A 23,747-nucleotide genomic window follows, 5' to 3' on the forward strand; every position below is an offset into this window, starting at 1 on the left:
CGCCGCCGCCCCTCGAGGGGGGAGCGGACGGCGGCGGGTGTCGGTGCTGGGAATGTGATGGGGTGTCCTTTGCTCGCGCAGGGGGACCTGCGGTGAACGGTGGTTACTTGACGGTGTAGCCCTGGACCTGAGCCTGGTTCTCGTACTCGGCTTGCAGTGCCGGGACCAGCTCTTTCAGGGTCTTGCCTTCGGCGAGACCTGGGATCACGACCGAGGAGAACCCGGTTTCCGGGCTGAACGACGGGAAGCCCCAGCCGTCCCAGACGCTGTCCGCGGCACTGGTGATGGCGCCCTGGAAATCACCCGCGAAGTACCCGGAGGCCGCCTGAGCGCCCAGCCAGGCGTCAGCGGTGGAGCCGTAGGCGGGAAGCCCGGTGGCAAGCTCTGCGGCCTTGTCGGAACTGCTCACGAACTCCAGGAAGGACGCGACTCCGTCCAGGTTCTTCGAGTGGCTGGAGCCGTACCAGATCCCGCCACCGACGTTGCCAGTGACCTCGGCCTCACCCTCCCAGTGCAGGGGAGCAGCGGCACCGACGGTGCCCGGCGCAGCGTTCAGGCTGTCGGGATTCTGGAAGAGAGCTCCAGCGAACCATGCCGGTCCGGGCGTCCCGAGCAGCTTGTCGCTGTACTTCGACACGAAGTCAGCCCCGAACACACTGTCCTGGACGAGCGTGCCGTTCGCGAGCATGTGGTCGATGAGGTCCGTCACCTGCTCCGACTTCGGATCCGCGAAGTCGCTGGAGAACGTCTGCCCGTCGACCTGGAAGACCGGAGCTTCGCCACTCCAGTAGTAGGTGAAGGGCCCGGTGAAGGCGTCGCCGACAGACCCGAGGATGTAGCCGGGGTGTTCGGCTGCCACCTTGTCGCTGAGCTCCCGGTAGTCCTCCCAGGTGGTCGGGACCTCATACCCGAACTGGGTCATCAGTGGTTCGTTGTACCAGTACACGACCGGAGCCAGGTCGTTGCGGACGCCATAGACGTTCTCGTCGATCGTCATCGGGTCCAAGGCGCCGGGCGTGAACCCGTCGAGGAAGTCATCGGAGAGCAGCCCCTTGTTCAGCACTGCTGCGAAGGCCTGCACGCCGTTCTGCTCGACGCCCGCCCAGGCGGTGTCGTTGGTCTGCGTGGAGAAGACGACATCGGGCCACCCTTCACCTGATTGGTCGAACAGGGCGATCTTCGTCTTGAACGAATCGCTGCCGCCGGCGCTACCGTCGTAGGTCTCGATGGTCATCTTCACGTCGGGGTTCTCCGACTGGAACGCCTTCGCGATCGGCTCGCGGGCAGCGTCGACCAGAACGGTGAGACCCGCGTTGGGGTCCTGCTCTGCGGCGGGGAAACCGTACTTGTCCGTCGTCGCGCTCGGGCCGGCGGTGCAGGCGGTGAGCAGGGCGAGACCGACGGCAGCGGTGGCTGACAGGGACAGGGCGCGTGGAACGCGACGGGGGTGACGACGGTGCTGTGTGGACATCGTGGATCCATTTCGGGTCGGCTTCATTGGCGATGGGGTCCGAGTTCATCTCGGCCTGACAGACAGTTCATCATACATAGTATGTATTGCCAACCCCCAGTTCGAGGTTCCGCCTACAGCCTGCCGCGCTCCGGGGTCGAGGGCTGGACTGAGGTGCCTATACGACGAGGTTGCGGCTCATCACCGCCGGCGTGGGTGGTGCCCTATCGAGCGTGCAGACGTGCTGATGACGTCGTTAGCTGTCGGTGCGCTGGGCCGCGGTTCCATGCACGACGTTGTCGAAGGTGTCGCGGGAGTCGAGGACCTCAGCGATGTGATGCTCCGCCCATTGGCCGAGAGCGGTCAGCGGTTCGCGCAGTGTCTGGCCGAGTGGCGTCAGGGTGTACTCGACGCGGGGTGGCATCTCGTCGTATGCGGTGCGAGTGAGGATGCCGTCGCGTTCCAGATCCCGAAGGGTGCCCGAGAGGACCTTGCCGCTGATCCCGCCGACCGTCTCGCGGAGCGTCCCGAATCGGAGGGGACCGTCGCTCAATGCGATGACGATCATCGCGGTCCACTTGTTGGCGATCCGGGCGAGCGAGGTGCGCGACGGGCATGTCGGCAGCATCACGTTCCAGACGGGTGCGTCGACAGGCGCATCAGAGTTCATTGCGAATACTCCTTAGTTACGTTGAGGTAACAGGTTACCGCCTGAAACTATGGTGCTACCACTCACCCTCACGAAGGAGACACACCATGATCGACCAGACCCCCGCAGCCGTCGCCGTCACCTACTTCGATGCCCTCGGACGCGGTGACATTCCGACGGTGATGGCGCAGTTCGACCCCGAGGTGGTGTGGCACCAGCCCGGAGCGAACCAGTTCTCGGGCGATCACCGCGGCGTCGACGGTGTCGGTGCGCTCCTCGGCGGCATGATGGCCACGAGCGAAGGCACCTTCCAGCTTGCTGTGACCGGACCTGCGATGGTGAACGGCGAGCTCGTCGCAGTCCCCGTCCGGTTCACGGGGACCCGTGGCGACGTCGTCATGGACATGCCCGGTGTCGACCTCCTGACCGTCCGTAGCGGGCGCATCGTCGAGGTGAGCCTGTTCTCCGCGGACGGCCCGGCGGAGGACACGTTCTGGGGGCCTGCTGAGAGCTGAGGTTCGGATGCGGGACGGGCGATTGCCCGCCTAGATCTCGCTCGTGACGACGAGCCGGAAGGTCATCGAGACGGTTGCATTCATGAGAATGCCCGGGAACGTGTACTGATGGTGCGCATGAAGATTGGCCGCGTGTATGCGTTGAGGACGTTCTTCGGCCCCGTGTAGCGGGCCCGCCCTGCGGCGCCTTCGGACAGGTCAGTCGAGCCAGATGTCCGAAGGCGCCGCTCTTCGAGTGGGGGCAGCGCCGGTGTGTCGACGAATACCAGTCGGGTCGCGGCGGGCCTCGTCGGTCAGACCGTCGGTGCTGTGAGCTCGACTACGAGCGGTGCGAGGAACTCGCGGGAGAGATCGGTGAGCTCAGCGCCGGCCCGCTCCGGGGTGCCGGTGTCGAAGGGCGGTTCCGGGGTGTATTCGGCTCCCAGGACGGCGAACTTCGCCAGCTCTTCGCCGGACAGGTAGGAGACGAGGCGGATGCCGAGGTCCATACCCGCGGTGACTCCGGCCGCGGTCAGCCGGTTGCCGTCTTCGACGACGCGTTCGTCGACCTCTATCGCGCCGTAGCCTCCGAGGAGGTGGCGGACGGACCAGTGCGAGGTGGCTCTGCGACCGTCGAGCAGTCCGGCGGCAGCGAGAGCGATGGAGCCGGAGCACACGCTGGTCACGTACTCCGCGTTTCGACCGATGCGCTCGAGGTTCGCCATGGCGCGGGTGTCGCGGAGGAGGATGCCGGTATCGCCGCCCGGGACGAGGATGACGGCGGGTGCATCGGTCACCTGGTCGAGCGTGAGCGCAGGTGCGAGGGTCGGCCCGCTCCCACTCGGCACGGGTTCAAGGGTGGTTCCGGTGGTCACGAACTGCACCGTCGCACCGGTTCCCGCGAGGAAGTGGAACGGGCCCACGACGTCGAGGAGTTCGAAACCCGGGTGCAGGACGATGAGGATTATCTTGTCCGTCGCAAAGCTGACTCCGGGTCGTGCGGCGAGCGTGTGATGGGCGGCGATGGAGCGGTCGACCGCCTGCTGCTTGGCGGGATCATCGCCGATCACCGTGAAAAGGGTGCTGGCGGAAGGGTCGTGCCCCACCGTGTGACCCGGGAGGGCGGTGGTCTCGAGGGGCTGGTCGTCGTCATGCATGCAGATACTCCTGTGCCTGGTTGTCGGTTGTCGGTGTCGTGTCTGTCGGACCGGTTCGATCAGCTGTCGGCGAAGACGAGCTGCATGCGCCCGGTGAGTGGGTTGACGAGGGTCTCGGCTCGGACGCCGAACACCCGGTCGAGCAGATACGGGGTGAACACCGCATCCGGTGTTCCGGAGGCGACGACACGGCCGTGCTCGAGCATGACGATCTCATCGCAGTAGGAGGCGGCGAGATTCAGTTCGTGCAGTGTGACGAGCGTGGTGACCTGGAGGTCGCGCACCAGTGCGAGCAACTGCAACTGATGACGGATGTCGAGGTGGTTCGTGGGCTCGTCGAGCACGAGGATCTGCGGTTCCTGCGCCAGTGCACGGGCGAGCTGCACGCGCTGCCGTTCGCCGCCGGACAGCGTGCTGACATCACGGTCCGCGAACTCCGCGACGCCCGCGGTAACCATGGCTCGCTCCACGACCTGCCGGTCCTCGGCACTGTCGGTGGCGAGGAGCCGTCCGTGCGGCAGGCGTCCGGTCGCGACGCAGTCGGCCACGGTGAGTTCGAGGTCTGCTGGGCTGTCCTGGACGACTGCGGCGATCACCCGCGCTGCCTTGCGGGCCGGCATTGTCCTGACGTCGCGGTCGTCGGCCAGAACCTGTCCCTCTGACGGACGCAGCATCCGATAGACCGTCCGGAGGAGTGTCGACTTCCCGCTGCCGTTCGGCCCGACGAGCCCGACGACGTTCGAACACGCCCGCAAGGCGACATCCTCGATGATCCGTCGGCCGGCGATGTCCACGCTGACGCCCTGGACTTCCAATGACCTGCCTTCGGCCGCGTTCATCGCTGGCTCCGACCGGATCGCCGCAGCAGCCACAGGAAGAACGGTGCACCGACGACGGCAGTGAGCAGCCCGACAGGGACCTCGGTGGGCGCGAGGAGCAATCGTGCCCCGATGTCCACGACGACGAGGAGCAGCCCGCCTGCCAAAGCGGACGCGGGGAGCACCCAACGGTGGTCGGAACCGATCACCATGCGGACAGCGTGCGGAACCACGAGGCCGACGAAGCCGATGGATCCGCTCACCGCGACGACGACGCCGACGAGCAGCGAGGTGATGATGAACAGCACGAGTCGCATCCGGCCGACGTCTACGCCGAGGCTGACTGCAGTCTCGTCGCCGGTGAGGAATGCGTTCAAGATGGGCGCGAGGAGGACGAGCAGGATGGTCGCGATGATCAGGACGAGAGCCGGGACGCCCAGGTCGCTCCAGGTGGCCGCGGCGAGGCTGCCAGCGAGCCAGGACAGGACTTGTCCGACGCCTTGGTTGGCCCCGCTGGATCGGAGGACGAGATAACTCGTGATCGAACTGAGGAGATATGACATCGCCACGCCGGCGAGCACCAGACGGCTCGGCGTCACCCGCCCACTCTGCTGCGCGAGAGCGAAGACGAGAACCGTGGTGATCAAGGCCCCGACGAAGGCCGCGACGGGAGTCGACACGGCGGCGAACAGTCCGCTTGTGAGCGTCAACGCGGCGACCGCGGCCACGGAGGCGCCTGAGGAGACACCGAAGACGAACGGGTCCGCCAACGGATTGCGCACGACGGCCTGGAGCACGGCGCCGGCGACCGCAAGCGCCGCACCGACGACGAACCCGAGCAATGCTCGGGGAAGGCGGAACTCCCACACGATCTGGTCGTCGAGCCCGGCGACCGGGCCACCGCCCCAGGGGAGCAGGCGCGCTCCGATCACTTCGACGACGCGCCCCGGTGCGATGCCCACGCTCCCCATGGCGACAGAGAGCACCACCGCGACGATGCAGGCGACGAGGAGGATGGCGATCAGCGGTTGCGGGTGCCGCCGGGCTAGGGTGTATGTCCGTGCTGGTGCGGGAGCTGCTGTCACGAGGAGGGAACCGGAAGATCCAGATCGGGGTGGAGGGCGTTGGCGATCTTCGTCAGACCCACCATGACCGAGATCGACGAGTCGGTCTCCTGCGTCGGCACCTCACTGATCCGACCGTTCTTCACCGCGGGGAGGTCGGGGAAGTTCTCCTCGAGGAACGCCTTCTGCGTCGCGAAGTCCTGGCCCGGGAACGTGCCGACGAGGATGACGTCGGCGTCCGAGGCGGCGAACTCCTCTTTACTGACGTAGACGGAGTCAGAGGAGAAGACGTTCTTGCCGCCGGCGGTGCTGATCAGGTCATCGTAGATACCGCCCGCCAGGACGATCACGGGGCCGGATCCGCCGTTGAAGTACGCGGTCTTCACCGTCGGCTCGCCCTGGACGGCCTTGACGACCTCCTCCTTCTCGGCATCGAGCCGAGCGATAACTTCATCGGCCTTCGCCGAGACGTTGAAGATCGTGCCGTAGTCGCGGAGCGTCTTGGACACGGAGTCGATGTTCCAGATCTTCGTGCTCTGTGAATCGGTCGCCCCACAGAGGTTGGCGCCGTAGACGGTCGCCCCGGCCTGCTCGAGCTGCTCGACCGACGCGTATCCCTGTGAGGCGTCGAACGCGAACCCTTCCAGCACCTGCCCGGTGACGAAGTCCGGCTTCTCGCTCAACAGAACCTCTTTCGACGGGAACCCCATCATGCTCCCGATGGTCTGCAACCCATCCGCCGCCTTCGTGACCGAGTCCGGGTAGGGGGCGTAGTCCGCCTGGACCGCGACGATCTTGTCCCGGAGTCCGAGCGCAAGGAGTGCTTCGGTATTGGACTGCCACAGGCTCACCACACGGTCCGGCGCAGAGTCGACGGTGATGGTCCGGCCGCAGTTCTCCAACGACACCGGATACCCGTTCGCGGCAGTGGCGCTCGTGGGCGCAGTCGAACCCGGTGCGCCGCTCCCGGCGCAAGCGGTGGCGACCAGGAGAAAGACCGAGGCAGCCCCTGTCGAGGAGATGATTCGTCGGGCAGGGGGTCGCATGGGGCTCCTTCACTAGCGCGGATACGCAGTTCTACGTCATGTAGAAGAATAGCTCGTTTCGCGAGAAGACGAGCCGCACGTTGGTCCGACGGGCTCCTGTGAGCGAGCTATTGCGCTGGACCAGGCGCTCGCCGATGGCAGGATCGATAACCGCGTGGCGGCTCATGCTGGTTCTCTTTCGATCGGAACGGGGGTCGGAGTGGTTAGCCGCGCCGAGCCTGAAACCATGGACCGCGCTTAGGCCTCGAGGTCGGTGATGATGTCCTTCACCGTCTCGATGTACGACGTGATGTCGTCGTCGGTCATCGCCAGCGACAGCGAGAACTCACCGCGAGCGACGGGGAAGAAGCCCCGATTCGCGAGTTCGAGCGAGAAGGTCTGTGTCTTCTCGGCGTCGACGTTGCGCCAGTGATCCCGTTGGGTCTCCACGGTCATTCCCGCCTCGAGGCAGTACGCGTAGGCGAGTGATGAGTAGCCGCTCCCAAAGATCGTGAACGGACTCCGCCGCGCCGCGGTCCACTCACCGACCTCGGACAGGACGCGCCCGGCCATCGTGTTGAGCCGGTCGTACGCCGCTTCGTCGAGTGCGGTCATACACGCGATGCCGGCGATCAGGGCGAGCCGGTGCCCGTGGTGAGTCCCGGAAATCGGCACCCTGCCGTCGGCGAGCAGGCCCATGACGTCTGCGCGGCCGCCGATCGCGCCAAGCGGTAGCCCGCCCCCGATGATCTTTCCCATCACGGTGATGTCCGCATCGATGCCGTATGTGTTTTGCATGCCGTGGAACGAGGCCCGCAGGGTCATCGTCTCGTCGATGACGAGCAGGATGCGGAGTTCAGCGGTGACCCGACGCAGCATCTGGACGAACCCCTTTCGCAGCACGACGTGGCCGCCCGCGCCGCTTTCGAGTTCGACGATCACACAGGCGAGGTCGTCGGCGTGCTCGCGGAGGATGCGTTCTGTGCCTGCTTCGTCGTTCTGCGTGAGCATCACCACGTGCTCGACGACCGCGTCAGGGATGCCCTCACTGTCGGCGACCGGACGGGGGTTGCTGTCTGACCCGTATTCCTCGCCACCGTGCGGGTGGGCGGACACACTGACCGGGTCGGTGAAGCCGTGGTAGCCCCCCTCGAACTTCGCGATCAGGGTTCTTCCCGTGAACGCGCGTGCAACGCGAATCGCACTCATCACGGACTCTGACGCCGAACACGAGAACTGCACCATGTCGATCGAGGCGACGCGGTCGATGAGAATCCGCGCCAGTGCCGCCTCCTCCGCGACCGGGTTGCCGAACGACGTACCCGAAGGAATGGCCGCGATGAGCGCCTCGCTGATCGCCTGGTTGCCGTGACCGAGGATGTTGACCGTGAAGTTGTTGTTCAGGTCCAGGAGCCGGTGTCCGTCGACCGTGTCGATGTACGCACCGTCACCGCCCTCGACGAACACGGCGTGGGGGCCGAAGTTGAAAGACGTGCGGCTGTAGCCGCCGGGGATCACCTCCCGTCCCTCCGTGGTGAGCTGGGCAGATGTGGCGAACCTCTCGCTGAAGCGACGAGTGGCGGATTCGAGCGTGAGCATTGTGGTCTCCTTGGTCGGTCTCGGTGAAAGGTTCGTGGGTAGCAGGGTCAGGGGGTGGTGCGACGGCGGGCAGGGAAGGTGAGTCCGTGACCGAACGCGAAGAGCGGGTCAGAGGTGTCGAAGGGCACGTCGGAACGAGATGCCACGACCGCCTCCATGCTGGAAGGGATGTCGAAGGGAAGTCGACCCCTGGGAGCGTCAAGTCCGATGAGGACGTCGAGGAGCGCGGAGGGATCGGCGCCGAAGTTCGCGATGACGGCAGCTGCCGACTCGACGATCGGACCGAGAATCGCAGGCCGGTCAAGGAAGACGTCGACGATGGTCGGCACTTCGGTTGCAACTCGATCGATGTGATCGATCAGGTCCGCGGAGAATTCGAGGGATCCGGCATGGAAGTAGTTTTCGAACGATGTCGAGCGCTTCTCGAACGGGGCGTGAATGCGCAGGATAGCGACGTCTGCTGCGGAGGGGTCATCGACCACGGTCCCGTACTGGGACGCTACAGCCGCGGTGATTCCTTCCACGTACAGCCGGAGTCCGGGCGCCAGGGGAAGGATCCCGTCGCCGGCCGACTCGCGGTTGGTGAGCAGTGTCAACGATGCGCGTTGTGCCCGGAGGCCTGCTTCCCGGAACTCGGGTGCTCCGACGATGCGGGCTGCGCGAGTCTCGTCCACGTACGGGTTGTCGAATAGTCCGAGGGTGAACTTCTCGCGCAGCAGTCGGCGGGCCGATTCGTCGAGTCGTTCCTCGGTAATCTCGCCCTGTTCGACCAGGTACACGAGCCCGTCGGGAGCGGCTTCGCCGCCAAGCTGGTCGACGCCGGCATCGATGGCCTTCCGCATCCGCTCGCGCGGTGTCAGATGCTCGACACCCCACGCCCGAGCAGGGAACGGCTCGCCGTCGACGACGGCATCGGTGAGCAGTCCCCAGTCGGTGCAGACGATGCCATCGAACCCGAGCTGCTCGCGCAGGAGCGTTGTGATGACCGACTTGTTGAAGCCGAAGCCGACTTCCTCGAACTCGGTCCCCACCGGCATGCCGTAGTACGGCATCATCTGCGTGGTTCCCGCTGCGATTGCGGCGATGAACGGCTTGAGATGGTGATCGAACATGCCCCCGGGGTAGACCTGCTCACGGCCGTAAGCGAAGTGGGGATCCTCACCGTCCTTCTGCGGCCCGCCGCCGGGGAAGTGCTTGGTCATCGTGGCAACGGAGGCGGGCCCGAGCTCCGCTCCCTGGAACCCGCGGATGTATGCGGTCACGAGCCTGCTGGTCAGCTCGGCATCTTCACCGAACGTGTCCAGTTGCCGTGCCCATCTCGGTTCCGTCGCCAGGTCGACCTGCGGATGCAAGGCGACGCGGATGCCGACGGCCGTGTACTCCTGGCGGGCGGTGTCGGCGAATTGCTCAACGAGGTCCTCGTCCTGCGTCGCGGCCAGACCGAGTGCCTCCGGCCAGACCGAGAACGATCCAGCGAGGAGGCCCGCCAGGGGGTTGTCGCTGTACGAGTTCCGCGGGTCGGTGGAAATGGTCACCGGGATGCCCAACCGGGTTCCTGCCGCCAATCGTTGGATGTTGTTGTTCCAGGTCGCCATCGCCTCCGGGGTGCCGCCCGTGAGGAGGTTGAAGTGGTTCATGTGGCGACCGACCACGTACTCGCTGTTGGAAGGGAGATCGAACTCCCTGTCGCCCGTCGAGAGCTCCCCGTCAGGACCCATCGTGATCATCGTGTGGAAGAACAGTCCAGCCTTCTCCTCGAGCGTCATCTGTCTCAGGAGGATCTCGACGCGCTCCGAGACGCTCCGGCCGGTGTCGAAGTAGCTCTTGTCGACTTCGGTCCCCTCTTGGCTGGTGGGTTCCTGCATCACTTGGTTCCTTTCACGCGGTAGACGACGAGTGCGCCAGCGAGTGCCGCTGCGGCACCCACCAGGTAGAACAGCGAGTACCCGCCGATCGCGGTGGAGGTGCCCAGTGCGATGACCGCCGGGGCAATGGCCGGCGCAATGGACTGCGGCAGTGCGTTGGCGATGTTGATCACGCCGAGATCCTTTGCCGTGTCCTCGACATCGGGCAGCACCTGGGTGGCCAACGCGAGGGAGACTGACAGGAACGAGCCGATGCCGAATCCGATCAGGCCCTGCCCGAGGATGACGATGCTCACATCGGGTGCGAAGGCGAGAACCACGAGCCCCCCGACCATGATGAGGCCGGCGGCGAGGACGAACGGTTTCCGGCGGTTGAACCGGTCCGACAGGTAGCCCGCGAGCGGACCAGAGATCGCCTGCGCTCCGACTGCGGCGAGGTTGGCGATGAGGATGACCGTGATCGCTTCGTTCTCGGTCTGGCCGAACTTGTCGGTCAGGTAGAGCGGTAGGAATGTCGCGACGCCGGCGTATCCGAACATCACGAGGAAGGTGGTAAGCCATGTCCAGCCGAAGTCTGGGTTCTTGCGTGGGTTGAACGCGAAGGAGCCGATGAACTCCTTGAAGCCGTACCGCTCGGCGGGACGAACGAGACGCACGCTGTCCTGCAGCAGTAGGGCGAAGAGGATCGTGAAGAGCAGTCCGACCGCGCCGGGCACGGCGAAGCGAGTGAGATCGGAATCGAGGAAGTTGACCGCGAACGTTCCACCGAGAATCCCGAGCGATGTCGTGATGCCGATGATCCCGGATGCAAGCCCGCGCCGCCAGACAGAGACCTTGTCAGCGATGGTGGCATTGAGTGCGGAAAGCGCACCGTTGAGGGACGCCTGAACAAGGCACCATCCGGCAAGCACCACCCACACGTTGGGCGCGAGACCGATTACGACGAGAGCACCGAACCCGATTGCGGTTCCACCAATCAACCATGGGCGGCGCATCCCGAACCGGGACATGGTGCGATCTGAAAGCCGCCCAACCAGCGGGTTGAAGATGATCGCGAACAGGCTCCCGACGCCCATCACCAGACTGAGCGCGCCGAGAGACTCCTCGCGACTCGACGTGATGTGCTCCAGCTTGAACGCCAGCGAGACGAACACCGGCGTAAGGACAGCCAGGTAGATGCCGAAGTTCGCCAGACCCAGCGTGGGTAAGTAGGCGGCGGATGTCGGGCCGACGGGTGTGGATCGGGTAGGGGATGGAGTGGACTTCTCTGTCACGACGGGCTCCTCAGGATGGCCAGATGGAAGTTATGGCTCTCAATGTAACTGAATCTCGTTGCTTATGTAACTCAAAATAGCCCCGAGTGTAACTTTTGAGTTTCGACCTCATGACAAACTGGTGCATGTGAGTAGTACGCAGGTGTCCCGAGCCGATGCTGCTTGGCGAACACGACAGAGCATCGTGCGCGAATCACGCCGCGCCTTCGCGGAGGACGATCTGCTGGCAGTGACGGTTCAGGACATCGCAGACCGGGTCGGAATCTCGCGTCCCGGTCTCCTGAAGCACTTCGCGTCGAAAGAGGCGCTGCTCGACGCCGTCGCACATGAATTCGATGACGAGACCGGTCAAGTCATGGGCTCCAGCCCACTCACGGTTGAGGTGGCGGCCCGGCTATCACGCAGCGTGGACGGATACGCCGCTCTGTCAGCGATCCTCCTCTCGCGTGCCATGACCGGGGGGAGCGATCAGGCCGCCTCGCATTCCCATCACCGACGACTGCTGACGGATGAGTCCAAGCCCATATCTGACGGGGTGCGCACTCGGGTGGCAGTGTGGGAGGGGCTGCTCGTCATCAGCCGGTATCTCCCGGAGCTGAATCCTCCCGGGCTGTTTGCACGTGACGCAGCGAGCGGGGATGGAGGCGGTTCTGTACCCGCCCTTCGCCCGCGGCCCCTGGCGATCGACACCGTCTTGACTGAACGCAGCGGATACGAGCCGGGGCATAGGCGCCGGGCGCGGATCGTGGCCGATGCCACGACAGTGTTCGCCGAAAACGGATTCGGGGCCACCACCATGAGAGAGATCTCCGAGCGGGTGAACGTCGCGCCCTCCACTTTGCGACACCACTTCCCCAGTAAGACCGACCTGTTCGCCGAAGTCATGCGACAACGCGACAACGACATGGTCACGAGGCGAGCGGGTGCGGTACTCGATCCGACGGAGGAACTACTCGCCGTCGGGGTGGAGGCCGCGCGAGATGCAGGAGCGGAAAGCGGGCTGATCGGTCTCTATGCCGTCTTGTCCACAGAGGCCGTGTCGCTCGAACATCCCGTCCATGGGTACTTCCGCGAACGATTCGTCCGTACGATCGCTTACTTCGAGAACCTCTTTGCTCGCGCGGCCTCGGACCAGAGTCTGAACCTGGATGCACGGTTCGAAGCGACACGGCTGATCGCACTGTGGGACGGCCTGCAGTACCAGTCGATACTTGAAATCGGGTTCGATAGCGCGTCCGACTTGCCCCGGATTCTCAACGCCCACGTCGCGGAGGTACTCCAGCACCAGTGAACCCCGTGCGCCTCCACCAGAACCCAGCCGATTGAACGCGTGGATGGCGGGCCATGACGCTCTGGAGAGATGACGCCGATCGTTCAACTGCCCCCACCTGCGCTTGCCGCCGCGCAACACCCCCTGTAAGCCCATTGCCGCACTTGCTCGACAGCCGTAGGCCACTCTCGATGTATGCGAGATGCTCGAGGGACCGCACCGGTGCAATGAACTGCAAGTTCAGGGCACCCCCGACACCCACGTTGTTGGGGGTGAACAAAGCTAGGACCGCGGCTCCGAGTAGAATGCCTGCGCCGACGATTAGGGCGGTCCTGTTCCCGTCTACGAGCACCTGTGCGCCTGTGCCACCGCTAACCGACGTGATGCTGTCGGCGACGCCGGCGAGGATTGCGAGGCCGAAGGCCATACCGATCTATTGGGCGGTGTTCAGTAGCGCTGACGCCATGCCAGCTCGATCAGGTGCGACTCCGTAGACGGCAGCCTGCATGAGCGAGGTCGTTCCCAGCCCGACGCCGAGCGCTACGAGAAGTATCGCGGAAGCCTTCAGCGTCCAGGAGCCGCCTGCGACGGCAATCGTCGAGAACCAGAAAACGCCGATCGCGCAAGACTGCATCGAGGGCGGCGACGTAGCGGGGCCGCTCCGCAGCAGTAGCTTCGGCCCTATTCCTGCGCCCACGACGGTGTGGATAGCGAAAGGCGACCATGGCAGTCTGGTGGGGAGAGGACTGAATCCTGCAAGCTGCTGCATATCCGGGGTGATGATGCAGAGGTGGGGCCGGTCGCTGTAAACGTGAGACCTCTCAGCCATGCGGCGAGTGCGCGCCGCAAACGAACGTTTCTGCCTCGTCACGCAAGGGGCGCTCGGGAACACTTCCAAAGGCGGTAGGTCGGAACTCGGTTGTGGCGGACCCTTTTGGGGCACGACAGTGCACTTGACGTAACGGGCATGTCGTGTGCGCTAATGGGCTGAGCCAAGTATGCGAGTTAGAGCGACCTCAGAGGTGGGAATGAACATCTTCGATACATTCGTCGTCCCGAGGGGCGCGGATGGAGAGCGGGGCGCTGATCTTATGGAGAAGACCGGATCCGCGCTGCGTGAGCTCGCGACGGCGGCACTGGATGTTCACGATGCGGCGCACGTGCTGGAGATCGGATTCGGGCCAGGACTGGGTTTGAAGGCGCTGCTCGCTCTCGTGCCCAGAGGACAGGTCACCGGTCTCGATCCTTCGCTGCTGATGCACCGTCGCGCGCGATCCAGAAATGATGACGCTGTTCGCAACGGGCGTCTCGAACTGGTTGTCGGTGAGGCGAACCAGATGCCCTTCGCCACGGGACGTTTCAATGCCGTCCTGGCCATAGATAACGTCCACTTTTGGGCAGATCGACCTGCTGCGCTCCAACAGATGCGACGCGTCATCGACGGCGCTCCTGGCTCGCTAGTACTGGCGCTCAGCCCACAATCGGGCGGTTCGGCTCGAGCAGTGACTCGCGACCTCGCCCGAGCCTCGTTCGAGGTCGACTACCAGAACGAGTCCCTCAACGGTTTCCTCATCCGTGCCACAGCGACGTAGCCCTTGGCATTGGTCGCCACCCTCCCAGACAAGGTGCGTCAAGAGAAACACAAAAGGCGCCGACGCTGAGGTCGGCGCCACCGCTTGCACCGGGCGCTGGATCTCCAAGTCGCGGAGCCGTTGCACGACGCAACGGGTGGTATCGCGAAGCAGACTCTGCGCGGAACGTGACTCGTCGATCCGCTCACCGCGCAATGACCAGCATGCTTAGTATGACGCGCCGACGGGTTCGACGCCGACGGCTCCGAAGGAGACCGACAGCGACAACCAGAACCAAACCGGTGATTCCGATACCTGAACGGACGGGAAGTAACTGGCCGCCGGTTCCTCTTCCGGGGGCAATGATCCGGCTGCCGTGTGACTGCTCCCAGCGGCTTGTGCTGCATACGGATGACCCCAGCGGATTGCGCAAGCTATCGGCGTTCAGATCATGGTTTTCAAGCACAACGATCAGCGCTCGCGGCGCCTGCGTTACTCACAGGTGACGGCCGGATCAGCGGACCGATTTTCGTTCCTGAACCAGCAGTGGGACGAGCCGCACGAACACGACCATGCCGACCAGCTCGACGAGCGTCTGCGTGACGACTACCACGGGCGCGAGCGCGAGTGACGCGGGTAGCGCGAGCGCGAGTGGGAGGACCACGAGACTGTTGCGGGTGGCACCGCTGAACACCAGGGCACGGGTGGCCGGGACGTCGAGGCCGAACAGGCGCCCGGCACCCGTGCCGATGAACGCCATGATGACGAGGAACGCGGCGTAGAGCGGCACGAGCACGAGCAGTTGGATGGCCGCGGTGCTAACGGCTGCCGCTTGCGAGGCCACGACGGTGAAGAGCGTGGCGACCATCAGCGGCACCATCAGCGTCAGCATGGTGCGTTCGATCCCGCGTCCGATCCGGTGCCGCTTGGCGAGCCACTGGGTCGCGGCGGCCGCGGTCAGTGGCAGCGCGATGAGCAGCAGGAACGCGCGCACGAACGGGCCGAGCTCGACGGCCGCGACACCGCTGGGACCGATGAACAGCAGCAGGTAGACGGGTAGCAGGAGGATCTGCGTGAGCATCAGCAGCGGAGCCGCCGCGAGCAGGCGCTCCGCGGCTCCTCCGGCGAGGCCGGCGAACACGATCACGTAGTCGATGCATGGCGTCAGCAGTACCAGCAGCACCCCGAACAGCAGGGCTGGTTGATCCGCGACGAACCGCGACAGTCCGTAGGCGACGAGCGGCACGATGACGAAGTTCACCACCGCGACCGCGGCGAGGAACCGGACGTCGCGGAGCGCGCGGCCGATCGCGGCGAACGGGACCCCGAGGAACGTCGCGAACAGCAGCAGCGCGAGCACCGGCTCGATCGCCACTTCCAGATGATGCGCGCCAGGCAGCATCAGACCGAAGACACCACCCACAGCGATCGCCGCGAGGTAGAGGACGATCTGGTGACGTTCCAGCCACGGGACGACCGCCGCCACGAGGGACCGAGAGTTGAGGGGCACGAGGCTCAACCGTAAACATTCGAGCCACTGGAAGGTCAAGCCGGGTTCCCAGCCGTAGGATCGGCGCATGCGCATCTCGGAGGTCAGCAAACGCACCGGCGTCGCACCGACCGCGCTGCGCTATTACGAGAGCATCGGGCTCATCGCGCCCGGCCGCACCCGCAACGGTTACCGCGACTATGACACCGCCGTGCTCGGGCGGCTCGACCTGATCGAAGCGAGCAAAGAACTCGGCCTGCCACTCGCTGACATCGGTCGGCATCTCCGGTCGCTGGAGGACGACTCCTGCACCGACGTTCGCGACCAGCTCCGCCCGCTCCTGGCGGAACGGGTGCGCCAGATCGACGAGAAACGCGCCCGCCTCGACGAGCTGCGCGCCCGCCTCGACCAGGCCGACATGGGACTCGCGAACTGTCCAGATCGAGCCGAACACTGCTCGACGGAATGCGTGTTTCAACCGTCTGAACGCATGGCCCGGGGCGAGAATTCCGGCAGGTTCTCGACGCCCGATTGACGTGAGTCGCTAGTAGTTGACCTAGTGTCGACATCCTGGGGAGTGTCGATCTTGCCCGTCGCGCAGAGCGGGCCGCTCTAGAGCTCCAGACCCCCGCCAGACCCGGGCTGGCGCAGCGGGTGAGCGTCGCGGTGGGTATCGTCTGAGTGCGGTCGGAGGACTCTGCTTGAGAACTTCCGAGCTAACTCGGTTAGGCGTCCCCTCGAATCCTGCGGCTGCACGTCTTCGGAGCGCTCGGGCAGACCCAACTCCAGTGCCTGTTGGCGATTGGCGCGAAGGTCCCGAAGGTACCCCGCGGCCGGGTCCTCGTCCGGAGTCCAGTCGATAAGACGGGGAGGCTCTCGCCAGCTAGAAGCGGAGGTCGACGGCGCGGTTTGTGGGCTCGCAGGCACGGTCTCTACCGCAGCTTGGTGAACCTCGTCTAACGGGAGGTACAGGTCCGGGCGCCAAAGCGGCCCGCCGGTCTGCGAAAGGACTCGGTCGACGCTCTCGAGCTGTTCGTCGATCCCTGCATCTCGACCGAGCCACTTGCCTGCCAAGGCATAGTACGTCTCTAGCCAGGAGTCAGGGTCTCGGTGGATGTCGTAGTCCGATGCCCCGGTGAAACGGAGGAGCAGGTCCATCTGAGTCTCAACGATCCTCAGTTGGATATCCTCCTCCATCCGAGGGCCGTCGCCGTGAATGTCCTCGTAGTCGTCGCGCACGTCGTCATAGTCCGGCTGTGGCTTGCGGAATCGTAACCCGTGGCGATACATCGCCACCCATTCGTTCTGGTCCTGGCTCAGGTCCGACGAGGGGCCAGTCTGTTCCTCGCTCATCCTGCGATCCCCTCGCTCAAGGCGGTCCGGCTGGCTCGGCGCCGCACGACACGACGAACGACGAAGGGCGAGGCACCGAGGAGCATCGTGGCAGCAGCGCCGGCGGCGAGCGTTGCACTGTCGAAGCCGGTGCTCGCGAGTGCCTGTCCGGGGCGGTCGATGAAGAGTGTCTGCTCACCCTCCTGCCCACAGACGCCTTCGCTGAGGAGCACTTGCTTCGTGCCGTCGGCGTAGGTGCGTTCTATCCAGTTGACCCCGGTGCTCATGTCGCGGGTAGCGGTGAAGGTCGGCCCGGGGACATCGGTGCGGCCGTTGACCAGGATCGGCGCCGACTCCGGAAGGTATTCGGTCGTGGCATCGCAGACGGGCTGCCCGTCGGTGATGCGGTAGGCGGTGAAGGTCTGCACGGCGGTGTCGGGGTAGAGGGCGACGTCTTCATGATGGGCGGTGTCGCCGTACTGCTCTCCCTCAATCACCGACGGCACAGCCTTCGTCGTGACACGGGGGACGACCGTCGTCTCGTCGGGCAGCCCGAACGCGTCGTGCCAGGATCCCTGCAGGACGGACTTGGTCATGTCGTACTGCTTGTCGAGGTCGAGCGACCAGACCGCGGTGATCGGGCCGTCGGCCTCGTCGGGGCGGGGGGAAGGAGGCTTCCATGACGTCGCCGACCTCGTCGCAGCTGGCGGTGGCCGTGCCGAGAGCTGTTCGCCCCTCTGGGACCTCGGGGAGACTGTCTTCGCCGGGGAGCTTGGCGTAGATGGCGACGTCCCAGATGACTTCGACGCCTTCACCCTCCCGGTTGCGCCGCCAAGTGGTGCTGGTGCCGTCGGGGGAGAGGTCGCAGGTGGCATGGTCGACGATGGTGCCGCCGACGGGGACGAGGCTCTGCTGCATCTCGCTCGTCACTATCGGCTGGAAGATGGTCGAGGCGGTGGTGCTGGCTTCGGAGGTGAACGGGATGGGGGAGCGGTTCTCGCTGCCGCGGGCGAGGCGCTGCTGGCCGGGCGTCTCGTACATCCACGCTTCGGACGCGTAGCCGCCGGGTGTAGTCCAGGAACCGTCGGCCCGGATGTCGTAGTCCGCGACGCCGTCGACGGGATCGCCGGTGATGTCGATGCGGGATCCATTGCCGACGACCACCGAGGTCGCACCGGTACTGGTCTCGTGCGCGCCGGTGAGGGTGAGCGTGCCGGCCGCCACGGCGGGGTCGACGGTCACGTCGATGTAGCCGGTGGTGCTGTCGGTCATCGTGATGGCTGTGGTCGCCGTGTTCGAACCGGCTGCGGCAGCCCAGTTATCACCGACCCACGCCCAAATGTTGTTGAACGCTGCAGTCACAGCGGCGCCGTGGCCGTCGGCTTTCAGGCTGATGTAGTGAATGGCGCCGTCGTAGCCGGGGTGGTTTTGCGAGGTGAAGGCGTAGACGAACGCGGCGACGGCCGCCGCAGTGTCGTTGTCGGTGGTCTGCCCGAACTGGGAGAGGCCGGCGTTGAGCATTGCAAGGTCCGTGCCGCCGACGTCGCGCGTCCCGGCTGTTGCTCTGATGCCGCCGACGAGGGTTCCGCCGCCGGTGGCGCCGGATGGCCAATCGGCTTGGACGTCGATGCAGTACGCGAGCGAGCCGTCCGGGGTGACGTAGTTCACGAGCTGGCCCCACCCGTATGCGGTGGCGGCTCGAGGGGATGGAGCGATGCTGTCCGCAGTCACTGACGGGTCCTCCGCGGCGGGAACCGAAGCGCTCGCCGAAAAGGCAGGCAAGCCCAGCGTGGCGGCAAGCAGGATCGTTGCGCCGGCTGCGCTGAGGATACGCCGGCTCATGCTGCCTCCTCCACCCGAGCGCGGCTTCGTCGGCTCCGTGCGGCGAGGGCCACGCCCGCCGCGATCGTGAGCAGACCTCCCGCCGCGCCGGCGATGAGGAAATCTTCATTCGCACCGGTGACAGCGAGCTGGGGACGTTTGGTCCCGACACTTCCGCCAGAATGATCTGCAACGACATCGATGGCGGTCTCTCTGTGCTCGTCCTCATGATCGACGGGTGGCTCGGTCTCATTGCCGTCCTCCGGATCGATGACGGCCGGTTCCGAGACATCGACGACCGACGCCTCATGGATGATCAGGTCGAGACCCTCCGGATCGTTCGGGTTGTCGAGCGTCCAGGCGTATCCGCCGGCCGCAGAGACGCTCACGCAGTCGCCGTCGTAGCTCCACTCGGAGCCTGTCCACGTCGCGGAAAACGAGCCGACCGTCGCTGCCTCCGCGACCGATCCGACCGGGGGCCAGCCGTCGTAGGGACCGGTGAGTGCGGCGGTGATCGGTTCGATCGCGATACCGTCCTGGGTGCCGGACACGTCGAGCGCGAAGCCGACACAGTCGCCCACTTCCGCTACCGAGGGGCTAGCAGAACCCGAGGCCGTGACGACGGCTGCGGAAGCTGGCGCGTCGAGAGGGATCGCTGGACCGGTTGTACCGAGCGCGGTCGCACTCAACGCGGTCGCTACGAGTTGCAGTGAGAGGAGCAGTGCCATGGTGTCCTTCCGTCGCTTGCGCGAGTTGAGATGAACGCTGGTGCGTCACCTCCTGCTCTTGTGGAGGGCACGACGATCAGGCGGACGCCTCCTGCGACTTCGGCGCCCTGTTCGGCGTCGGCCCATCCCCACCCCAAGGCCGTCGAGGCTGGCGGCGCGCGGGCACACCGCCAGTCCCGCATTCGGGCTGCCGCGCCTCGCTCCGCTCGCCTTGCCCTCGAACGGACGCCATAGCTCAGAGGGTTGGCACCAACAGAACTGGGATGAACCGTCGATGACGGGGCAGCCGATGACAGAAGGGTGAGGGGACACACCCCGACCGGGGCCGCAGGCGGCCGTGACAGGGGTGTCGATTCAGGGATGCACGCAGGCACCGGGGTGGCCCCGTCCGCGTCGGCGGTCCGCCAGCGGCAAGAGCTAGCGAGGCGGAACGGCCGCCTTCGGCATGGAGGTGCTCGTGCGTGGCGGCATGGTCAGGTGGAAGCGAGGCATCGCTTCGCAAGGACTCCGGCAGGCCGTCGACTACGCGCTCGGTGGTTCCTGCGACGCAACGCTTGGCACGCCCGCTGGCATCGCACGAGCGCTCGGCTACGCACCCGAGACCGTCACCCGCTTCATCGTCGAGAACGAACAGGTCACCCTTGACCAGCTCGACCGACAGAAGCTCGCCGCCTGGGTCGCCGGTCGTGATCCCGACACCGAGGTCATACGCGGCATCCGGAACCCTTCGCCTCGAGCGGATCTGCTCCTCGATGCCACCATCAACTCCTCGAAGTCGTTCTCCATCGCAGCGATACTCGATCCGGACGTCGCGGCAGCCTACGACGTACTCCAGGATCGCCTCCGTGAACGCATCATCCTCGCCTGGCAGCGTGAGCTCAACGCCCGTCGTGGGAAAGCCGGCCACCGCCGCATGCCGCTCACGCGCATCGAGATCGTGGAGCTCCGCCATGCTCGCTCGCGCGCACTCGATCCCCACCAGCACCGGCACCTGTGGCTCAACATCAAGGTGCTCGGAGAGGACGGGCGTTGGAGCAACATCGACTCCCGCGTAGCACTCCGCTTCCAGACCATCATCAACGCGGAGGGCGACCTCGCCGCGAGGACGGACCCGGAATGGATCGCCGCCCTCGCCAGGAGGGGTTTCAGTATCGGCGATGACGGTGAGATCGAGCAGCTCGCTCACATCGTGCGGCCGTTGTCGAAGCGGTCTCGTCAGATCGAGCGGAACCGAGCCAACCGACTCGAAGAGTGGCGGCTCGAACACCCTGACGTTGAACCTACGCCGCAGGACCTGACCGCCATCGATCAGTGGGCCTACGCGCACGAGCGCCCCGCGAAGCCTCCCGCAATCGACGAAGCGGACTGGTTGAACCTTGTCCGGGACGAGATCATCGAACTGGACCCGAGACTCGCTGAGAGGCGGGCCGCCGTGGCGCCGGTGGCGAGCAGCCTCGATAACCTCAATGTCGATCTACTCGCGAGGCGGGCGGTCGTTGATGCTGACCGACGCTCGACGCCGAGTGGAGGACGATTCAGCCGATTCGACATCCGCGCCGGCGTGCTCCGAGCCGTCGCCGCAACGGGAGTCGTCGCTGACCGATCCCAGCTCGAACCGCTGATCGAGCAGGTGATTCAGCGCGCCGTCGATGAGGGCTGCACGGACCTGCTCGGCGCAGACGAAGTGCCGCCACAGGTGAAGGGCTACCTCTCCAGCCACACCGCGACGCTCAAACGGGAAGTCGAGCGCCGCATGGTCGAACTCGCGTCCCCCGGACGATCTCTGACCGAAGAGGCGGTCCTCCGCGCCGAGCGAGCTTCACTTCCTGCCGGTCGGTCGCTCGATGAGGGCCAACGAGCCGCCGTTGCAGCGCTGGCGGGCAGCGATCGGCTCGTCACAGTGACCGGCCCCGCCGGAACGGGCAAGACGACGATGCTGCGCATCGCGTGCGACCTGCTCCGCCGCAACGGCCGTCGCCCGCTCTTGCTTGCACCGACGCGTAAGGCCGCCCAGGTCGCCTGTGCCGAGACGGGCGCCGATGCAATGAGCGTGCACGAGATGCTCCGAGCGCATGGCTGGACCTGGAAGACAGATGACGCTGGCCGCGATGTCTGGACATGGGAACGTCCAATCAACCCGATGGCTCGCTGCTACCGACTCCGCCGCAACGACCGCGTCATCGTCGACGAGGCCGGCATGCTCGACCTTGAGGCCGCACGCGCGCTCTGCATCACCGCAGAGCAAACCGGCATCGACCTGGCCTTCGTCGGGGATCCGATGCAGTTGCGCCCGGTTGGGCACTCGGGAGCAATGCTGCTGGCAACCGAGGCCGCGACAGCGCGCGTCGATCTCGAGGACGTCCACCGCTTCCGCGAGCCAGACGGAGCGATCGACCGCGCCTACGCGCAGCTCACGATTGCCCTGCGCGATGCACGGAGCGAAGATGATCGGCTTGCCGTTGCAGATGGCCTCATCGCCGGCGGCCATGTCGTCGAGTTGGAGCCCGGTCAGGATCCGACGGCCTACCTCGCCGAACGGTATCTCGCAGACACCGCGGCAGGGCTACGTGTTGCGTTGGTGACGGCGATGAACGAGGAGGCGCAGCGCATCAATGACACGATCCAGCGACTGCGGCTCTCGCGAGGCGAGCTGCAGCCAGGTTCCGTTCTCTTCGCGCAGGACTCGCAGTCCATCTACGAGGGGGACCTCGTCCAGAGTCGAGCCAACCAGAAGAACCTGGGCGTGAGTAACCGTCAGCTCTGGCGAGTCCGCAGCATCGCCGGTGGGCACGCCTCGCTCGAATCCGCTTCGGACCCAGGCCGTGTTCGAAACGTGCCCGCGAGCTACGTCACTGAGCACGTTCACCTGGCTTACGCATCCACGGCGCATGGTGCGCAGGGTGAGACCGCTGACGTCAGCTACACGTCGGGTGCAGTGAACGGCGCGGCCGTCTACGTCGGTCTCACCCGCGGAAAGTTCCAGAACACACTGGTGCTCCCGCCGAGGGTCTTCGAGCTCCGTGAGCAGATCGCCGAGTTGCTTGCGCTGGGCGCTTCAGAACCGACCGTGGACCTCGGAACGAAGGCTGCTCGGCTGGACCTCGCGCGGGCCGCCGCGCGGATCGATTCACTCGAGGTTTCACTGTGATCGCCGCTCGGCGCGCTTCTATGTGGGCTGCTGATCGACCAATCCAACGTTCGGTGCACTACTGTGTGCACACAGTTCAGTAGTGTCGACGGTATGAGCGACAGAAGTCACAAATCGAAGTCGAGCCAGGCCGCCAAGTGGCTGAGTGATCGGATCAACGCGGGCGTGTACGCCGTTGGCGATCGTCTGCCGTCACTGCGGGAGCTCGGCGATGAGTTCGGTCTCGCCTCGGTGCAGGGTCTGCGGAATGCCTATCGAGACCTGATCGACGCTGGCACGGTCCAGGCGAGGCAGGGCTCAGGCTATTTCCTCGTCCGGCAACCCTCGACACCTGGTCCGCGCATCTCGGAGCTCGAGGATCTCGAAGCGAATCTGCGATCAGCCCTAGCGGTCGTCGGTCGCCTCCGATCTGCCGAGAGGCGTCACGCCGACGCGGTGGATGCGTTGACCGGTCTCGCTCAGCACGAGCGGGATTTCCCGGCCGTGCTGGCCCAGATCGTGACGCGGGCCGTCGAAGAAGCTGGTGGGCTGGATCACGTGTTGCGCGGTTCCGAAGAGTCGAGACAGACGCGGCTTGTCCGACAGCTCGTGAGTGGGAAGGAGGAACTTCGGCCGCATCGAGTTGAAGAGGACCACGTGAACCTCGCAGCAGATGCTCTGGAGGAGGCGTCGAGGGATCTCGCAGAGGTGGAAGAGGACCTGGACTTCTGGGAGAGCTGGTCTCGAATGTACCCAGAGGTTGGCAGCAACACCGTCGCATTCTGGCTCGTCGAGCGTGCGCGTGAGATGCGAAACTTCGATCGAGACGACGCATCTCACTGAGTTCCGAGGTGATGCGCCCGCTGGTCGCCAGGCGCGAGTGACCAAGTACGGGATCCGAATGCGGCTCATGTCGCTGACACGACGTGTCATCTCGCAGGACATCGGTGACAGTTCTGTATCAGGACATCGGTGACAGATCTCGATGTATTAGTGGTGACACATGGGCGATGG

The 23,747-nt window shown here is 65.4% G+C and carries 20 protein-coding genes; 6 read left to right on the forward strand and 14 right to left on the reverse strand.

Annotation, left to right across the window (positions count from 1 at the left end; all coding sequences use genetic code 11):
- Positions 1 to 103: 103 nt before the first annotated feature.
- Together IFU11_RS16780 and IFU11_RS16785 are read right to left on the reverse strand one after the other, a co-directional pair.
- Positions 104 to 1,471, reverse strand: coding sequence for an ABC transporter substrate-binding protein (locus IFU11_RS16780; RefSeq protein ID WP_175117519.1), 1,368 nt, complete (start codon positions 1,469 to 1,471; stop codon positions 104 to 106).
- A 235-nt stretch (positions 1,472 to 1,706) separates the two neighbouring features.
- Complete coding sequence (locus IFU11_RS16785; RefSeq protein ID WP_192019675.1) at positions 1,707 to 2,120, reverse strand: winged helix-turn-helix transcriptional regulator; 414 nt, start codon at positions 2,118 to 2,120, stop codon at positions 1,707 to 1,709.
- 86 nt (positions 2,121 to 2,206) lie between these two features.
- Here IFU11_RS16785 and IFU11_RS16790 point away from each other — a divergent pair, with 86 nt between their 5' ends.
- Complete coding sequence (locus IFU11_RS16790; RefSeq protein WP_175117521.1) at positions 2,207 to 2,614, forward strand: nuclear transport factor 2 family protein; 408 nt, start codon at positions 2,207 to 2,209, stop codon at positions 2,612 to 2,614.
- Positions 2,615 to 2,907: 293 nt separating this feature from the next.
- Here IFU11_RS16790 and IFU11_RS16795 read toward each other — a convergent pair whose 3' ends face one another.
- The 7 genes from IFU11_RS16795 to IFU11_RS16825 form a co-directional block, all read right to left on the reverse strand.
- Positions 2,908 to 3,750: a DJ-1/PfpI family protein gene (locus tag IFU11_RS16795; RefSeq protein WP_192019676.1), complete on the reverse strand. Its 843-nt coding sequence runs from the start codon at positions 3,748 to 3,750 to the stop codon at positions 2,908 to 2,910.
- Between the two features lie 59 nt (positions 3,751 to 3,809).
- Positions 3,810 to 4,589 carry an ABC transporter ATP-binding protein gene (locus IFU11_RS16800; protein WP_192019677.1) on the reverse strand — a complete coding sequence of 260 codons (780 nt, stop codon included), beginning with the start codon at positions 4,587 to 4,589 and terminating at the stop codon, positions 3,810 to 3,812.
- Positions 4,586 to 5,653, reverse strand: a complete 1,068-nt coding sequence (locus IFU11_RS16805; RefSeq protein ID WP_192019678.1) for a FecCD family ABC transporter permease — start codon at positions 5,651 to 5,653, stop codon at positions 4,586 to 4,588. The genes IFU11_RS16800 and IFU11_RS16805 overlap by 4 nt, the downstream gene beginning before the upstream one ends.
- On the reverse strand, positions 5,650 to 6,540 hold the full coding sequence (locus IFU11_RS16810) for an ABC transporter substrate-binding protein (RefSeq protein ID WP_192019679.1): 891 nt from the start codon (positions 6,538 to 6,540) through the stop codon (positions 5,650 to 5,652). Before IFU11_RS16810 ends, IFU11_RS16805 begins: the two co-directional genes overlap by 4 nt.
- A 375-nt stretch (positions 6,541 to 6,915) precedes the next feature.
- Positions 6,916 to 8,256, reverse strand: coding sequence for an aspartate aminotransferase family protein (locus IFU11_RS16815; RefSeq protein ID WP_192019680.1), 1,341 nt, complete (start codon positions 8,254 to 8,256; stop codon positions 6,916 to 6,918).
- Between the two features lie 47 nt (positions 8,257 to 8,303).
- Positions 8,304 to 10,121 (reverse strand): glycoside hydrolase family 3 protein, encoded by a 1,818-nt coding sequence (locus IFU11_RS16820; protein WP_192019681.1) that lies wholly within the window; start codon positions 10,119 to 10,121, stop codon positions 8,304 to 8,306.
- A complete protein-coding gene (locus IFU11_RS16825; RefSeq protein WP_192019682.1) occupies positions 10,121 to 11,395 on the reverse strand; it encodes an MFS transporter in 1,275 nt (424 codons plus the stop codon). The genes IFU11_RS16820 and IFU11_RS16825 overlap by 1 nt, the downstream gene beginning before the upstream one ends.
- 184 nt (positions 11,396 to 11,579) lie before the next feature.
- On the opposite strand from IFU11_RS16825, the gene IFU11_RS20390 reads away from it, so the two are divergent.
- Both IFU11_RS20390 and IFU11_RS16835 read left to right on the forward strand, forming a co-directional pair.
- Positions 11,580 to 12,686, forward strand: coding sequence for a TetR/AcrR family transcriptional regulator (locus IFU11_RS20390; protein WP_371742813.1), 1,107 nt, complete (start codon positions 11,580 to 11,582; stop codon positions 12,684 to 12,686).
- 1,007 nt (positions 12,687 to 13,693) lie between these two features.
- A complete protein-coding gene (locus IFU11_RS16835) occupies positions 13,694 to 14,257 on the forward strand; it encodes a class I SAM-dependent methyltransferase (RefSeq protein ID WP_192019684.1) in 564 nt (187 codons plus the stop codon).
- 493 nt (positions 14,258 to 14,750) lie between these two features.
- On the opposite strand, the gene IFU11_RS16840 is transcribed toward IFU11_RS16835, so the two are convergent.
- Positions 14,751 to 15,746 (reverse strand): arsenic resistance protein, encoded by a 996-nt coding sequence (locus IFU11_RS16840; protein ID WP_441004832.1) that lies wholly within the window; start codon positions 15,744 to 15,746, stop codon positions 14,751 to 14,753.
- A gap of 67 nt (positions 15,747 to 15,813) precedes the next feature.
- Here IFU11_RS16840 and IFU11_RS16845 point away from each other — a divergent pair, with 67 nt between their 5' ends.
- Positions 15,814 to 16,260 (forward strand): MerR family transcriptional regulator, encoded by a 447-nt coding sequence (locus IFU11_RS16845; RefSeq protein ID WP_192019686.1) that lies wholly within the window; start codon positions 15,814 to 15,816, stop codon positions 16,258 to 16,260.
- A 77-nt stretch (positions 16,261 to 16,337) separates the two neighbouring features.
- Here the strand turns inward: IFU11_RS16845 and IFU11_RS16850 are convergent, their stop codons facing one another.
- From IFU11_RS16850 to IFU11_RS16865, 4 genes are all read right to left on the reverse strand, one after another.
- Entirely contained in the window at positions 16,338 to 17,078 is a 741-nt protein-coding gene (locus tag IFU11_RS16850) for a hypothetical protein (protein WP_192019687.1), read from the reverse strand.
- Positions 17,075 to 17,653: a hypothetical protein gene (locus IFU11_RS16855; RefSeq protein WP_192019688.1), complete on the reverse strand. Its 579-nt coding sequence runs from the start codon at positions 17,651 to 17,653 to the stop codon at positions 17,075 to 17,077. The genes IFU11_RS16850 and IFU11_RS16855 overlap by 4 nt, the downstream gene beginning before the upstream one ends.
- A complete protein-coding gene (locus IFU11_RS16860; RefSeq protein ID WP_192019689.1) occupies positions 17,547 to 18,788 on the reverse strand; it encodes a hypothetical protein in 1,242 nt (413 codons plus the stop codon). Before IFU11_RS16860 ends, IFU11_RS16855 begins: the two co-directional genes overlap by 107 nt.
- A gap of 107 nt (positions 18,789 to 18,895) precedes the next feature.
- Positions 18,896 to 19,459 carry a hypothetical protein gene (locus tag IFU11_RS16865; RefSeq protein WP_192019690.1) on the reverse strand — a complete coding sequence of 188 codons (564 nt, stop codon included), beginning with the start codon at positions 19,457 to 19,459 and terminating at the stop codon, positions 18,896 to 18,898.
- 616 nt (positions 19,460 to 20,075) lie between these two features.
- Between IFU11_RS16865 and IFU11_RS16870 the strand changes: the two genes are divergently transcribed.
- Together IFU11_RS16870 and IFU11_RS16875 are read left to right on the forward strand one after the other, a co-directional pair.
- Positions 20,076 to 22,754, forward strand: coding sequence for an AAA family ATPase (locus IFU11_RS16870; protein WP_192019691.1), 2,679 nt, complete (start codon positions 20,076 to 20,078; stop codon positions 22,752 to 22,754).
- A gap of 93 nt (positions 22,755 to 22,847) precedes the next feature.
- Positions 22,848 to 23,576, forward strand: coding sequence for a winged helix-turn-helix domain-containing protein (locus IFU11_RS16875; protein WP_192019692.1), 729 nt, complete (start codon positions 22,848 to 22,850; stop codon positions 23,574 to 23,576).
- The last annotated feature ends 171 nt before the right edge of the window (positions 23,577 to 23,747 follow it).

This window comes from Plantibacter sp. CFBP 8804 (assembly GCF_014841225.1).
In the GTDB taxonomy this organism is placed as follows: domain Bacteria; phylum Actinomycetota; class Actinomycetes; order Actinomycetales; family Microbacteriaceae; genus Plantibacter; species Plantibacter auratus.